The organism is Nocardia flavorosea NBRC 108225, assembly GCF_001613385.1.
GTDB classification, from domain to species: Bacteria; Actinomycetota; Actinomycetes; order Mycobacteriales; family Mycobacteriaceae; genus Nocardia; species Nocardia flavorosea.
In genome coordinates this window covers 85002-98833 of sequence record NZ_BDCG01000019.1, presented here as the reverse complement: position 1 = coordinate 98833, position 13832 = coordinate 85002, and the positions used below count along the sequence as shown (strand labels likewise).

General features: G+C 63.4%; 10 protein-coding genes. 8 read left to right on the top strand and 2 right to left on the bottom strand.

The annotated features are described in order from the left end of the window. Window positions 1–285: 285 nt before the first annotated feature. Window positions 286–2700, bottom strand: coding sequence for an endopeptidase La (gene lon / locus NFL01S_RS25760; protein ID WP_062978987.1), 2415 nt, complete (start codon window positions 2698–2700; stop codon window positions 286–288). Between the two features lie 245 nt (window positions 2701–2945). Between lon and NFL01S_RS25755 the strand changes: the two genes are divergently transcribed. The 4 genes from NFL01S_RS25755 to NFL01S_RS25740 are packed head-to-tail and all read left to right on the top strand — an operon-like array spanning window position 2946 to window position 8911. Continuing rightward, window positions 2946–3683 carry a TnsA-like heteromeric transposase endonuclease subunit gene (locus tag NFL01S_RS25755; protein WP_062978889.1) on the top strand — a complete coding sequence of 246 codons (738 nt, stop codon included), beginning with the start codon at window positions 2946–2948 and terminating at the stop codon, window positions 3681–3683. 2 nt (window positions 3684–3685) lie between these two features. Beyond that, the gene (locus NFL01S_RS25750) at window positions 3686–5755 is read left to right on the top strand and encodes a helix-turn-helix domain-containing protein (protein ID WP_062978888.1); all 2070 of its coding nucleotides are present in this window, start codon (window positions 3686–3688) and stop codon (window positions 5753–5755) included. Beyond that, window positions 5755–6825, top strand: a complete 1071-nt coding sequence (locus tag NFL01S_RS25745) for an ATP-binding protein (RefSeq protein ID WP_062978887.1) — start codon at window positions 5755–5757, stop codon at window positions 6823–6825. Before NFL01S_RS25750 ends, NFL01S_RS25745 begins: the two co-directional genes overlap by 1 nt. Then, the gene (locus NFL01S_RS25740) at window positions 6788–8911 is read left to right on the top strand and encodes a TniQ family protein (RefSeq protein WP_062978886.1); all 2124 of its coding nucleotides are present in this window, start codon (window positions 6788–6790) and stop codon (window positions 8909–8911) included. The genes NFL01S_RS25745 and NFL01S_RS25740 overlap by 38 nt, the downstream gene beginning before the upstream one ends. 168 nt (window positions 8912–9079) lie before the next feature. On the opposite strand, the gene NFL01S_RS25735 is transcribed toward NFL01S_RS25740, so the two are convergent. Next, a complete protein-coding gene (locus NFL01S_RS25735; protein ID WP_062978885.1) occupies window positions 9080–9511 on the bottom strand; it encodes a hypothetical protein in 432 nt (143 codons plus the stop codon). Window positions 9512–9723: 212 nt separating this feature from the next. Here NFL01S_RS25735 and NFL01S_RS25730 point away from each other — a divergent pair, with 212 nt between their 5' ends. The 4 genes from NFL01S_RS25730 (at window position 9724) to NFL01S_RS25720 (ending at window position 13735) form a co-directional block, all read left to right on the top strand. Then, window positions 9724–10686 carry a hypothetical protein gene (locus NFL01S_RS25730; protein ID WP_062978884.1) on the top strand — a complete coding sequence of 321 codons (963 nt, stop codon included), beginning with the start codon at window positions 9724–9726 and terminating at the stop codon, window positions 10684–10686. Further along, window positions 10686–11969: a hypothetical protein gene (locus tag NFL01S_RS35735; RefSeq protein ID WP_218019633.1), complete on the top strand. Its 1284-nt coding sequence runs from the start codon at window positions 10686–10688 to the stop codon at window positions 11967–11969. The genes NFL01S_RS25730 and NFL01S_RS35735 overlap by 1 nt, the downstream gene beginning before the upstream one ends. 153 nt (window positions 11970–12122) lie before the next feature. Next, complete coding sequence (locus NFL01S_RS25725; protein ID WP_157116937.1) at window positions 12123–12737, top strand: DUF6088 family protein; 615 nt, start codon at window positions 12123–12125, stop codon at window positions 12735–12737. Beyond that, the gene (locus tag NFL01S_RS25720) at window positions 12737–13735 is read left to right on the top strand and encodes a nucleotidyl transferase AbiEii/AbiGii toxin family protein (RefSeq protein ID WP_062978882.1); all 999 of its coding nucleotides are present in this window, start codon (window positions 12737–12739) and stop codon (window positions 13733–13735) included. The genes NFL01S_RS25725 and NFL01S_RS25720 overlap by 1 nt, the downstream gene beginning before the upstream one ends. Window positions 13736–13832: the final 97 nt, after the last annotated feature.

Here is a 13832-nt window from a genome sequence, read left to right as displayed (position 1 = left end):
TGTGCCCGCCTGCCTCGGTGTCGTCGTACTGCCTCGCTGCGGATGGTTTCATTGCGGGCACGGTTCCGGAAGAGGCGCGGAGCCGGCGTCACCGAACCGTCAGGAATTCGCGGGCGGCGATGACCGTGTCGTGACCGCCGGATGCGGGGAAGGAACCGAACGGCGGAGCGGAATTCGCTGCCCCGACTCGCCGGCCCGGCCACTACTACCCGGGCGGACCTTTCGCGCGGAAACACGAACGGGCCGCGGTAGCCGGTGGCGGCTACCGCGGCCCGAGCGGCGGTGTCAGGCGGTGGCCGCCAAGGACCGGTTGTCGAAAGCCGGTTCCCGGATCGGCTCTATCGCGTGGGCCAGGATCTCGGCCACATCGGCCACCGGCCGGACATCCAATTCGGCCAGCACATCGGCGGGGACATCATCCAGATCGGCCTCGTTACGCGCCGGGATGAATACCGTCTTCAGACCCGCGCGCTGGGCGGCGAGCAGTTTCTGCTTCACCCCGCCGATCGGCAGCACCCGGCCGTTCAGCGTGACCTCGCCGGTCATCCCCACATCCGAACGCACCGGACGCCCGAGCGCCAGCGATACCAGCGCGGTCACCATGGTGACCCCGGCCGACGGACCGTCCTTGGGTACGGCGCCCGCGGGAACGTGCAGGTGCAGGCTGCGCTCGAAAACACCGGGTTCGATACCGATCTCACCGAGATGCGAGCGCACGTAGGTCAGCGCGATCTGCGCCGATTCCTTCATCACATCGCCCAGCTGTCCGGTCAGTGTGAGGTTGCGTTCACCTTCCGCGGTGTTCGCCTCGATGTAGAGGACGTCACCGCCGAGACCGGTGACCGCGAGCCCGGTCGCCACACCCGGGACGGCCGTACGTTCCGCCGAATCCGGGGTGAACCGGGGGCGGCCCAGGTAGTCCTTCAGGTCGGCGGCATCGATACGCAGGGATTCACTCGGCGCGCTGATACCGGCTGCGGCCTTCCCGATCGGGCCGTACCCCAGTTCGGGGTCGTAACCAAGACCGCGCGCGACATCCGCACCTCGCTCGGTGTCGGCCTCGAAGCCGCTCGGGGTCGTACCGGAGTCCCCGGTTTCGGACAACCGGGTAGCGGCCTTGCGCAGGATCTTGGCGATGAGCCGTTCCATCTGCCGGACCCCGGCTTCCCGGGTGTAATCGGCCGCGACCTCACGCAGTGCGGCATCGGTGACCTGGACTTCCTCGGCGGTCAACGCATTGCGTTCCAGCTGGCGGGGCAGCAGGAAATCGCGGGCGATGGCCACCTTGTCGTCCTCGGTGTAGCCGTCCACGGTGATCACTTCCATCCGGTCCAGCAGTGGGCCGGGGATGGTTTCCATAACATTGGCGGTCGCCAGGAACAGCACATCGGAGAGGTCCAGGTCCATGTCCAGGTAGTGGTCCCGGAAGGTGTGGTTCTGGGCCGGGTCGAGCACCTCGAGCAGCGCCGATGCGGGGTCGCCGCGGAAATCGGCACCCAGTTTGTCCACCTCGTCGAGCAGAACGACGGGGTTCATCGAACCGGCTTCCTTGATCGCGCGCACGATCCGGCCGGGCATCGCACCCACATAGGTGCGCCGGTGGCCGCGGATCTCGGCCTCGTCCCGGACACCGCCGAGCGCGACCCGCACGAACTTGCGGCCCAGCGCCCGGGCGACCGATTCGCCGAGCGAGGTCTTTCCCACTCCAGGCGGTCCGGCGAGCACCAGCACCGCACCCGAGCCGCGACCGCCGACGACCTCGAGCCCGCGCCGGGCCCGCCGCGCGCGGACCGCCAGGTACTCGACCATCCGGTCTTTGACCTCGTCCAGGCCGTGGTGGTCGGCGTCGAGCACCGCCCGAGCCGCGGCGACGTCGGTGGAGTCGGTGGTCTTCACCTGCCACGGCAGTTCCAGCACGGTATCGAGCCAGGTGCGGATCCAGCCGGTTTCCGGGCTCTGATCGCTGGACCGCTCCAACCGGGAGACCTCACGCAGGGCTGCTTCGCGGACCGACTCCGGCAGATCGGCCTGCTCGACCCGGGTTCGGTAGTCGTCGGCGCCGTCCGGCTCGTCCTCGCCCAATTCCTTGCGGATGGCGTTGAGTTGCTGGCGCAGCAGGAATTCGCGCTGGCTCTTCTCCATGTTCTCGCGGACTTCGTCACCGATCTTCTCGGTGACCTCGGCCTCGGCGATATGGGCCCGGGTCCATTCGATGAGCCGGTTCAGGCGCGTCGCGACGTCCGGGGTTTCGAGCAGTTCCCGTTTCTGCTCGGCGGTGAGATAGGCGGCGTAACCGGCGGTATCAGCGATGGCCGAGGGGTCGGTGAGCTGGTTGACCGCGTCGATGACCTGCCACGCTTCACGGCGTTGCAGTACCGAAACCACCAGCTTCTTGTATTCGTCGGCCAGTTCCCGGGTGCGGCCGTCGGCGGCGGGGGTTTCGACCGGTTCGGCCTCCACCCACAGCGCGGCCCCGGGCCCGGTGACCCCGTGGCCGATCTTCGCGCGCCGTTCCGCCTTGAGCACGGCCGCGGGGGTACCGCCGCGCATCCGGCCGATCTGCTCGATGGTGGCGAGCACGCCGTAGGCGGCATAACCCTCGGTCAGGCGGGGGGCCAGCAGTACGGTTCCGGTCTTCGCGGCCTGCGCGGCATCGATCGCAGCCTGCGCGGATTCGTCCAGTTCGATCGGGACGACCATGCCCGGCAGCACGATGGGATCGGTCAGGAACAGCACCGGAAGATTCAGTGGTGTAGTCACGAACACAACCTCCAATAGTTGAGCTATCCCGACTCAACTTCACCGGAGTCGCCGTTGTTCCCTCCGGCGCCCGTGTTCGCCCAGGGCGAAGATGTAGATTCTCATTCGCGGTGTCGTTCTCTCATGTTTCTGTCGGTAACTTGTCGCCCCTTCTCATCTCTTGTCGCAGGTGAGACCATGGAGGGGTGTCCGCGCGGATCCCCTCCGTGCTGGAGGTGGGACTGAGTTACGCGACCGAGGAGCTCGGCCGGGCGGACACGGACGTGCGTTCAGCGGACGCAGAGCTGCTGGTGCACGGGCGGCCGGTGCGACGGGTCCATACCGAGGCGGGGAAGAAGCACTACACCGGCGTCTTCTGGTCCTCGACCACAGGGACTCAGCACCATTACGAGAGCCGCCTGGAGTTGGACCGGCTGTGGCTTGCTGATTTCGATCCGCATGTCGTGTGGTTGGCCGCGCAGCCGTTCTGGTTGTGGGGTCGCGATGGTACTGCTGTTCGTCGGCATGTGCCCGATCTGCTGCTGAAGCTGGATTCGGGCTCGTTCGTCGTGGTCGATGTCAAGCCCGCGAAGTTCCAACAGGAGCCGAAGGCTGCGGCGGTGTTGCGGTGGACCGCGCGGGTGTGCGCGGCCAAGGGGTGGCGTTACGAGGTATGGGGCGGAGGCGACAAGGTCGAATTGGCCAATATTCGTTATCTCGGGCGCGCACGGCGGCAATTTCTTCGCCCCGCGGGCGATATGGAGGTGATCGCGCGCTGCGATCCGGCCGGCCGGCGGTGGCGTGTGGTACGGGAGGAGCTCGTCCATGCCCGGGTCAGCGTTCCTGATCTGTGTATTTCGGCGATGTTGTGGCACGGGCGGTGGGTGGCCGACCTCACCCGACCTCTGGCCAGCTCGTCGGTAGTGAGGAGGCGAGAGGGGTAGTCATGACATCGACGATGCAGCTCGGGATCGGTGTAACAGTGTGGATCGCTGGGCGTAGCTGGACAGTGCAGTCGTTCGATGGTGGGACTGTGGTTTTGGTTTCCGCTGATGAGGTCATGCGGGTGGAGATCGGCGAACTGGCGCGGATTGCCAGGCTGGTGGAGTCCGATCCCGTTTCAGATCCAGCGAGCGCTGTCCCGGTCGGGGTCCTGCTGACCAGTCTGAAGTCGAAACAGCTGCGGAAACTCGAAAAGCGGGCTGCGCGCCTGCGTGAACTCGGTTCTGTGCCGATGTCGGAACGCGCTCCGGCTTACCGGAAGCTGGCATCCGAGTTGGGGGTGTCGGTGCGGACGCTGCAGCGCTGGCTGTCGGCCTATGAGACCGCGGGCACCGCCGGCCTGGTCGATTCGAGGATTGTGAGAAGTACGCGTCGTGGTGTGGACCCGTTGTGGGATGAGGCGTGTCTGGCGGAGTTACGGCAGTATACGAACCGGTCGACGCCGTCCAAGGGCGCCATTATCGAAGCCACCGCTGTCCGGCTCCAGAACGAGCACGGGTCCGAAGCGGTCCGGGTTCCGTCGCAGGCGACAGCGTACCGGCGGGTAAAGGAGCTGTCGAAAGGCAAGTACTCCTTCGGAAATGCCAAGGCACGCCGGTCTGTCGCCAACCGGCCGGGCACCCCGTACGGGCGACTGCGTGCGACGCGTCCGGGCGAGTACGTGGTGCTCGATACCAATGACCTGGATGTCTTTGCGATGGAGCCTGTCACGCTACGGTGGGTTCGGGTCCAACTGACCGTGGCTATGGATCTGTACAGCCGCTGCATTCTCGGCCTGCGGTTATCGCCGATCTCGACGAAGTCGGTCGACGTCGCCAACGTGTTGTTCCAGTGTGTGTCGCCGCAGCTCGCTGCCGAGGGCGGTATCTGGCCCTTCCATGGTGTTCCGGGGACAGTGCTGGTCGGTCATGAACACATCTCGCCTTTGAAAGTGTGGCATACGGGTGACTTGCTGGCCTGTATGCCGGAATCGGTGATCTATGACCGCGGTGCCCAGTACATGGCTGCGCATGTCCTCGGCGCCTGCCAACGCTTCGGAATCAATGTCCAGCCGGCGATCCCGAAGAAGCCCACCGATAAACCTGCGCTGGAGCGATTCTTCCGTACCTTGCGGCAGGGCTTACTCGAATACCTGCCGGCATACAAAGGGCCTGACATCGCTTCCCGCGGGTTGGATGTGGAGGGCCAGGCCTTCTACTACGTCAGTGAGCTGGAGCAGATCATTCGCGAGTGGGTGGGGTCGGTGTATCACCGCTCGCGACATACCGGGTTGTGCATCCCGGAGTGTGCAGGCGTGAAACTGTCGCCGAGCGAAGTTTTCGAGATCGGTGTCGCCGCGTCAGGTGGCTTGACGCTGCCGACGAATCCCGACCTGGCCTACGAGTTCCTCGACGTGCAGTGGCGCCAGATCACACACGAGGGTGTGTCGATTGACAGCCGGATCTACGACGGCCCTGGTCTGAGCGACTATCGCGACACCCGCTCCCCGTACAAGGGCAAATATGCAGGCAAATGGCCGATATTCGTCGATGTCCACGATATCCGGCAGGTGTACTTCCGGGACCCCGATCCCGGGCCGTCGCAGTCGGTGAAACCGCAGTGGCATCCGCTGACGTGGGAGCACGCAGCGGCTCTGCACCAGCCGTTCTGTCAGGACGCCGCTGAGTATGTGAAGCGAGTATCTCTGCGCGAGAACCGCTTCGTCGAGCCTCGCAAGGCAGTGCGGGAACTACTCGAACAGTGGAGCCGCGGACAGGTCGAAACCCGCCGGGATCGTAACCTGGCCCGCCGCCTCAGTGCGCAGCGCGCCACCCAGGACGCTGAGCTGGGCAGGATCACAGACCACGGTGGGGCCGAGGAAAGACGGGAACGCGCATCGGTGCCGGGTGTGGCGGAGATGCTCGCGGAACGCGATCTGCGCGCCGCGCAGGTCGAAGCGAACGACGACCTGGATGTGTTCGCCCGATATTACGACGAGCATCCCGACAGCGCCGGTTTGGAGGTGCTCGACTGATGAGTAACCCTTGGGCCGCCTGGCTTGCCGAACACGACACCCGCCGATTCCCGTTGTCCCGTAAGCAGGGCTGGGATGCTTTCGCCACTGGTCCGCCGCGCCCCGGGTTCGAGGCCTTGACCCGGGCACAGATGTCGCGACTAGGTCAGGAAGAACTCACCGATTACAAGCAGGCCCGCTTCGTATGGCATGCCAATCCGCCGGTGGTGAAGACCCAGCAGCTCAGCGCCGCGTTCGAGGTGATCGATCAGGTGATGTGTGAGAACTATCGCGACAGCGATAGAGTCAAGGGCTCGGTGGTCATCGATGCCAAACCGGGGTTGGGCAAGACGACCATCGCTACGCGGTATGGCAAGAAATTCCACCTGGACCAGTACCGCCGCTACGGGTCGGTGACAGCCGAAGGTAACCAGCGTCTGCCGGTGGTGTTTCTCCCGTTGTCCGCGGGGATGACCCTCAAGGATCTCAATATCAAATTGCTGCAGTTCTACGGCCATCCCGCGGCCAGAGCCAAGACGAAGGCGACGTTGGGGTCGTTGGCGGTCGACTGCGTCTTCAGCTGCGATACCAGACTGATCGTGATCGACGACCTGCACTTCATCAATTTCCGGCATCGCAACGGCACCGAGGTGTCCAACCACCTGAAATGGCTGGCCAACGAGATGCCGGTCACCTTCATCATCGTGGGTGTCGGGCTGGCGCGCAAACACTACTTCGACGAAGGCCTGTTCGGTGATGAAGCCGAATATGCCCAGACCGGGCGGCGCGCCACCGCCTGCCCTGTCGTTCCCTTTGCCATCGACACCGCTGCCGGCCTACGAGCCTGGACCGACCTGCTCCGCGCCTTCGAAAAACACGCGATCCTCGCCGACGCCCACCCGGACATGCTCACAAACCACGCGCGTGAGCTGTTCCGAATCACACAGGGCCATATCGGATCCCTGACCAACCATTTCGATCGAATGTGCTCACTCGCGATCACCACCGGCGCAGAAACCATCGACGAAGACATCGTCAAACGAGCAATCGCAGATGTCGCTGCCCAGTCCCGCCTCCGGCCCCCCGCCTGACTCCGAGGCTTTCCCGAGCCGGCCCCAGGCGCCGCCAGCCGCCGGCCGCGATATCGACGCATGGCCACTGGCGGTCCCGCGCCACCACGATGAACAGTTCGAACGGTGGCTCGGCCGAGTCAGCCACCGATACGGCGTGTCGCTGAGTCAGATCGTCAGGACAATGGCACTGCCCTCCTACGTGCAAGACAACACCATCGGCATGGTTATGGCGGTCATGCTGGACTACGCGCAATTTGCACGCACAGTGGGGGTTCCGTACAACCACACCGACGAACTCAAGGATCCCGATGAGGTTGGCCTGGCAGTCGGGACCGCCGTGGACAAGCTGAGAGCTTTGAAGCCACGGACGGTCGGCCGTTGGTGTCCTGCCTGCTTGGCAACCTCTGGTTATTGGCGAGGTCAGTGGCTGGATTGGTGGGCGCTGGCCTGCCCGGTGCATCGACTCGAGCTGGTGTCACAATGCCCGAACTGCGGGCAAATGCCGTGGTCGTCGAAGGCGTGGATTTTCCGCGCCGGCCCGGTCGATCGATGTCCGGAGAAGTTGCCCGGCTCGCGCCGATACGATCAGTGCGGCGCAGACCTCACCCGGGCGCCGGCCGAGACTGTCGACCCTTTGCTGCTCCGCACGCAGTTGCGTTTCGATCAGCTGTTCGATCGAACCTTCGACGCACCGTACGAGCACATCACTATCGGTGACTTCACCGTTCCGCGGACAATGTTTCTCCATGCCCTGTGCTGTGTCGCGGCGGCCGTGGCCGGGCAGTACGGCACAGGCTCCGACGACTCCAGTCGGATCGTGCGAGCACTCGCTGAGGCCTTCGAGCTCTTCGAGGACCTGATTGCCGGTCGCAGCAGCGAAGCACTCGATACCTTGCTCGGTCCGTCTGGCCTGTTGGATCCGCTGACGAGCGAGTGGGACACGACCAGGTCGATACCGAATCCTGTATTGACGGCCGCGACGCTGCGCCGAGGTGAAGACCGCATGGGGCCCGGTGATCATTTACTGTTCCGCTTCGGCCGTAACCACCCAGCGCTGCCACCGGCGCAGCTGGATATTTCCCTGGATGGGCGGGTGGGGCTACGCGACTTGCTGCCCGACCATCGGACTGTGCCGCTGACCGTGCCCACGCAGTGGGTGCCGCAGCAGCTGTGGCCGGAGGTGGTCGACGGTATCGGCGAGGAGCCCGCCGTGCGCGGTGCACTGGCGATCTGCCTGTTGCGGCTCGGCCGCGACATCCACACCGGGGCACTGGCGTTGGAACTGGGCTTGCCGTGGGGTACCGCGGTCGACGTAGACTCCGAGATCGCTCGTATGCTGGGCCACCACGGGTGGCCACAGCTATTGCACACACTCGAGCGCATCGCTTCGGAACTCCACCGCGCACCACCACCTATCGACTACCGTGCGCGCCGTATCATCGGCGCCCGACCCGAGCTCCTCGACGCTGCGCTCACTACCGCCAACCGCCGAAGTGGCAGGGAAAAGCTCACTCCCGAGGTCCGTGCACGTTTCTGGGAGCGCTTCACCGGCAACGACATCGCCTGGGCTCCCGTAGGGCTGTCCCGCCCTTTCCGAGACACGACCGCATACACCGGCTACGTCCAGACCCGTTATGAGTACGACATACAGTGGGACACCACATTTCGCTCAGCTCTCGACAGGTTGCGAAGGCTCAGCGAATTACCCGTGATCGGGCCACTGGACTGGATGCCTCCATGGTTGTCCGGGACGAGTCGACTTACCGCGGCGTCTTGGCAGCGTTTTCCCTATGAGCACCTTTTCGACGACAAGGCCACCGACCCCGGGCCGCTGCTGGCCTACGTGGTTCTGGCAGCATTGGTCCCCGACTGGGAGGCCGAGGATCACGCTTCGAGCATGTCGGGGTGGGCCTCCGAACGCTACAGACTCATTCATGAGGTCCCCGTCCTACTTCAACGCGGCAAACCCCGTTCGAGAATTGCCCCGCATCCAGGCGAGGAGCATGTCGGCAGGATGGTCGCACATACCTGCGGAAACCCAGCAGCACCGACGCTTGACCTGGCGTTGCCACATCTTCACCGGTGGCCGCACCGCACCACCTGAGAAACAACCGACATCGCAACATCGACTTCGGCAGAGGTCGCCGAGGGCGGGTCCCGCGGCGGTGTCACGGTTTCCGAGTTCATCGCACGCCTGCATGGTGGACAACATCGACAGTAGCGGTTCGATGCTGTCCGCCGTGCAGGGCCCGTGTCTACCGGCGGGCACGGGTCAGGCCGCCCGGGCAGGTTGCTCCTGCTCGTGCCGTGAGACGTCGGTGGGAATCGTTGTCATGGTGGCCTCAGCCTGTGCTTGGATGCGGTTTCGTCGCCACCGCAAGTACAGCCCTGCGCCGCCGATGCCCGTCGCAGCGGTGAGACCGATTCCGGTGCCGACGGAGGGACCTGTCACCGCGCATACCGCGACGATGCCCGGCAGGATTACAAGCATGATGGCGGCGAGGCCGGTGCAGTATCCGACTGTGCGCCAACTCCAATGCCCGCTGGTGATCAGCTTGAGCTGCCTGTCGAGGAAATCGAGCAGGTTGGCCGGCGGGGTTGCGGCTCGTATCAGCGCCAGACAGATCGGTGAGTTGCATCTGCCGCAGCCGGTGTGGTCGGTCGCCGCCTCGATGATCGGGGTGGGGCTTTGATTCGGGGACATGTGCTGCTCCTCCTTGTTCGTGCTCGACGGCCTTGTAGGCCGAGGAGCCTCCCGTTCCCCCGGGTTGAGCAGCTTCGATTATTTTTCCGGCTTCGAGGGGGATGTCGTTCTCCATCGCCCTATAACCACGCTGACCGTGCGCACGATTCGCGCCGGAGCAAGCCAAGTCGGCCTGTCCGACAACGAACGGTGCGCACGTGGAGGAGGCTTCAATGGGTTCGTCGCACAGCGGCGCAATACCACCCGATAGACAGTCAGATGCGGAGGACACGGTCGTTTCCTACGGACCGGAGGACCAAGCAGAGGGGGTCCTTGCACACGGCGTTGCCGAAGAGGAAATCCTCGACCTCACAGCTGACGGTCTGGACGAGATGTCGTTCATCGAAGCGATGCTGGCCAGGAACTACATGCCGGCCCCGTCGGAAGATATCGTCGAGGAAGTCATCAGCGAGGCCACCGACGCGCTCGACGAGGCTGACGCCGAGCAGGAGATGCACACACTCTTGCTCGACTGCAACGTAGAAGGCCCGGTCTGGGAAGAAGTAGTCGCCAGTCTGTCCCGGTATACCAACGAAGTGTTGGATGTCTGGATCCGCAGCGGCGCCATCTACAGCAAACTCACCGGGCACTACATCGCCGTCACCACGTCCTATTCTCAACGCTTCCGTCTGGCGGTGAACGAGGACCTACGCGAAGAGATCATCGCCGAGAGCATCGCGGTCGCATTGGAAAAGCTGCAGGCGGGCATCCGAGACGGAACAGGTTGGAATCCGGCCCTCGGAGCCAAGCTGACCACCTTCTTCCTCCGTGGTTGCCTCTTCGCGTTCAAGCGCACGGTCGAAGCCCATCTCCGGCAAGACCGTAAACGCGCGCTGGGCTCTATCGGGGCCCACGACGTCGAACAACCGGACGACCGCGGCTATCCCTCCCAGTACGGCACTGGTCTCGGTATCGACCCCGCCGAGGCCGTCGCCAACCGAGACTTGATCAGACAGCATCTCGAACAGTTGGACGCTCACGATCGTCAGATCGTGTGGGCCAAGGCAGCCGGCTACACCCACGCCGAGATCGCGCAGCTATTCCCCAACAAAACAGCCAAAGCCATCGAACGAAAACTGGCCCGGCTCGCGGCGAACCACCGTTGGATCGCCAACCTCTCTACGAGGAGATCATGATGAACCGACACGGCAGCACCAACTCTGAAATCGACCGGGTCGCCCGGATGCGTGCGCTGATCGAGCGGTCCTCTCTGGGCGAAGAAGGCGCTCGGCAACTCGCCCAACGCACCTCGGACGGACAAGTGGACCGCATTCGCCGACGTCTCCAGGACATCAACCACACCGAGACCGCAACGACTGAGCGACCAGAGGCCGAGAAGACGACAACCGATGAAGCGCGCCAACCCACCGCCACCGTGCTGGCCGCGCGGTTACCCCGACTTATCGGCGGCGGGGGCCGCCCGAACACGGCGGAATCCAGCAACCACCACTTCTACGACATGATGATCTGCAGTAAGCCGATAACTTTGACTCCGCAGTCGAGCTCGCATTCTTCCGCACTCGAGACTTACCTTGTTTTGATGGCCGACAGCGCGGGAGCATGTGCGTGGATAGCCACCCCGACCAGGTTCGCATCCGATGGAGAGAAATACAGAATATCAGCAATTCTTGCATCCCGAGATAATTTGAGCCGCAATGAACAACTCGTACGCCATTCCCTTTCGGTGGCTTCCGATTGCTTTTCTCGAAAGCCTTCCGCCAAGGAGATCTTCACCCAACTCAACGAAAAATACCTTACAGAACTGAAGTCTGCATCGAAACTTTCCACCGAGGGCGAACTCGACGGATCCATTCCAAGAATAGAGAAAGAAGACGCCAAGGGTGATACTTCCGAATGGATCCGCGAATACTACACAAGCCGGCTTCCTTTCACTCAGCAACTCCCGCACCCATTCGCCCTGCGCAGAAGCGAACACTCCAGGGAAAGAAACCACCTGGAGTCGCTGGTAATCGCAGTCAATCGGCGTGGCGTCGGGCTCACCGCAGAGCTCGGGGAGAGCACGTCCAGCTACATCTACAACGCCGTTCAGAAGGCCACCCCCAAAAGTGGTGATCGACTCGTTAAGGCAACTCCACATTTGCGTTCCGAATTGCGGAGAATTGTGGATCTCATGAAACCAGGCGCTCGAGTGGTCAGGTCATGGAAAGAACCGACCGACTCCGATATAACGCATGATTTGTTCATTATGTTTTCGGAAATACTGAGGAACACGAGCGGCTTACTGCCACCTGCTCTGGACCCGATCATCAAGGTGCATTTGGAGGAATTTGATTCGCAGTCACAACCTTGCGTCGGTGTCATAGAAACGACCTGGCGTACTTCCTATAGCGAAGCCGAAGAGATGGGCCCATTCGAATCCGATTTCGACAATCATTCTCCTTGTGGACAGTCTCGCTAGCCAGCAGTTACGGTCGAGTTCCGACTGACGTGGCTCGCGTTACACAGGGCCGCGCGCCGGGCCCGGAAAGTGGGATCCCGGTCTCTGATCTGTGTTCGATTAACTACTGGTCAGGGTCGCTTTTGTGACATGTTTTCTGTAGTCTTTGTTGTCATGACCGTCGCATTGGGTGATGCTGCCAGGAAGCTGCAGAGGACTCCGGTGGGCAGTTTCGTTCACGCGAGCAGCCTGCCGGGCTCGACTGCTGCCTCATCTTCAGCACTGAAACGTGCTCGTGAACGGGGTGAACTGGTCAGAGTAGCCAAGGGCGTGTACTGGAAAGGTAAGCGGACTCGCTACGGCATGGCCCTTCCACCAGCCACCGACATCGCCTTCGAAGTGCTGGGCACGCGAGGCGTCGGACCGACAGGCTTTTCGGCTGCTCGATGGTTCGGCCTCACCACCCAGATCCCGCCGAAGCCGGCGCTGGCGGTGACCGGCAAATCGCCCAAAGGTTTGCCTGTCATAGTGACCTACCGGGCGAACCTGCAGCGTGCCTCGCTGACTCCGGCCGAAATCGCTGCACTCGAACTGCTGCGTGGTGATTGGGAGACCACGGTCGATGACGGGTGGCCAGCGCTGTCGAGGGCTCTCGCCGTGGCTATCACCGGAAGAAGGCTTCGCTGGGCAAAGCTGGTGAAGGCTGCCACAGGGGAGCGATCCTCGGCCTTGCGGTCAAATATGAAACGGCTGAGCGAGGATCTGACCGCATCGGGCATCCTTGCCTGATGCGGTCATACCTACGCGCGCATCCGGATGAGCTGGCGGCTCTGGTCAGCCGTGCCTCCGAAAGCCTCGCGCTCGACCAGACGTTCCTCGAGAAAGACTTCTGGGCGATGGAGGTGTTACGCGCCTGCACCGCCGAGGTCCAGGTCGGCGAAGCCGGGCCGCTGACCGTGATCTTCAAGGGCGGGACCTCATTGTCACGCTGCTTCGACCTAATCAAACGGTTTTCCGAAGATGTCGACCTCCTCGTCCAGTTTCCCGAAGCGTCCGGTAACGGAGCTCGTGAAAAGGCCCTCAAGCAAGTTATTGCCAACGTGGGCGAGCATCTTGCGCTGGAAGAGGGCCAGGTGCAGCAGTTCAACAGCACGAGAGGGGTGAAGCGGCACGCTCGCTACACCTATCCCGCCCGAGCCACAGCGTCGGCATCGGCGGCGGCCGCCCTGAGTGAGGGAGCGCTGCTCGAGATGGGCTCTCGTGGAGGAACCTTCCCGACCGAGAAGCATCTGATCCGTTCGACCATCGCCGACTACGCGGTGAACGAACTCGGGGATACCGAAGCGACCTGGCAGGAGTTCCAGCCGTTCACCGTCGCTGTGCTGGCACCGGAGCGAACGATGCTCGAGAAGCTGTCTGCCCTGCACGACGGCGCGGCCCGGGCCCCGGACCTTACAGCGCTCGATGCTTTGAGGCGCGGTGCGCGCCACCTCTACGACATTCACTGTCTGCTCAACGACCAAGGGATCCGCGCCGCCCTGAGCGAACACGGCCCAGCTGGTGTGACGCAGCTGTGCGCCGACATCGACGCGCACAGCGAGGCGGCGGGATGGAGCTGGACGGCAAGACCGGACACCGGGTACGGACACAGCCCGCTCTTGAGCAACCACCCCGGTAGTGAGGCACTTTCCGAGGGGTACACCGCGGCGATGAAACTGGTCTATGGACCAAAGCCCTCGATGGAGGACTGCCTCGGCACGATCCGGTCCAACGCCGACCTGCTGTGACCGACGGCGTTCGGAGCGCCTACCAGCGACCGCAGGAACAGGTCCGCGGCCGACAGCGCTCATGACAGTGCGCCTTCTTCGGTCGAACAAGCCAGCA

Coding starts and splice junctions, on each gene's coding strand:
- NFL01S_RS25730 (WP_062978884.1), top strand. CDS start 9,724: ATGGGTTCGTCGCACAGCGGCGCAATACCACCCGATAGACAGTCAGAT.
- NFL01S_RS25750 (WP_062978888.1), top strand. CDS start 3,686: ATGACATCGACGATGCAGCTCGGGATCGGTGTAACAGTGTGGATCGCT.
- NFL01S_RS25740 (WP_062978886.1), top strand. CDS start 6,788: ATGTCGCTGCCCAGTCCCGCCTCCGGCCCCCCGCCTGACTCCGAGGCT.
- lon (WP_062978987.1), bottom strand. CDS start 2,700: ATGGTCGTCCCGATCGAACTGGACGAATCCGCGCAGGCTGCGATCGAT.
- NFL01S_RS25735 (WP_062978885.1), bottom strand. CDS start 9,511: ATGTCCCCGAATCAAAGCCCCACCCCGATCATCGAGGCGGCGACCGAC.
- NFL01S_RS25725 (WP_157116937.1), top strand. CDS start 12,123: ATGACCGTCGCATTGGGTGATGCTGCCAGGAAGCTGCAGAGGACTCCG.
- NFL01S_RS35735 (WP_218019633.1), top strand. CDS start 10,686: ATGAACCGACACGGCAGCACCAACTCTGAAATCGACCGGGTCGCCCGG.
- NFL01S_RS25745 (WP_062978887.1), top strand. CDS start 5,755: ATGAGTAACCCTTGGGCCGCCTGGCTTGCCGAACACGACACCCGCCGA.
- NFL01S_RS25720 (WP_062978882.1), top strand. CDS start 12,737: ATGCGGTCATACCTACGCGCGCATCCGGATGAGCTGGCGGCTCTGGTC.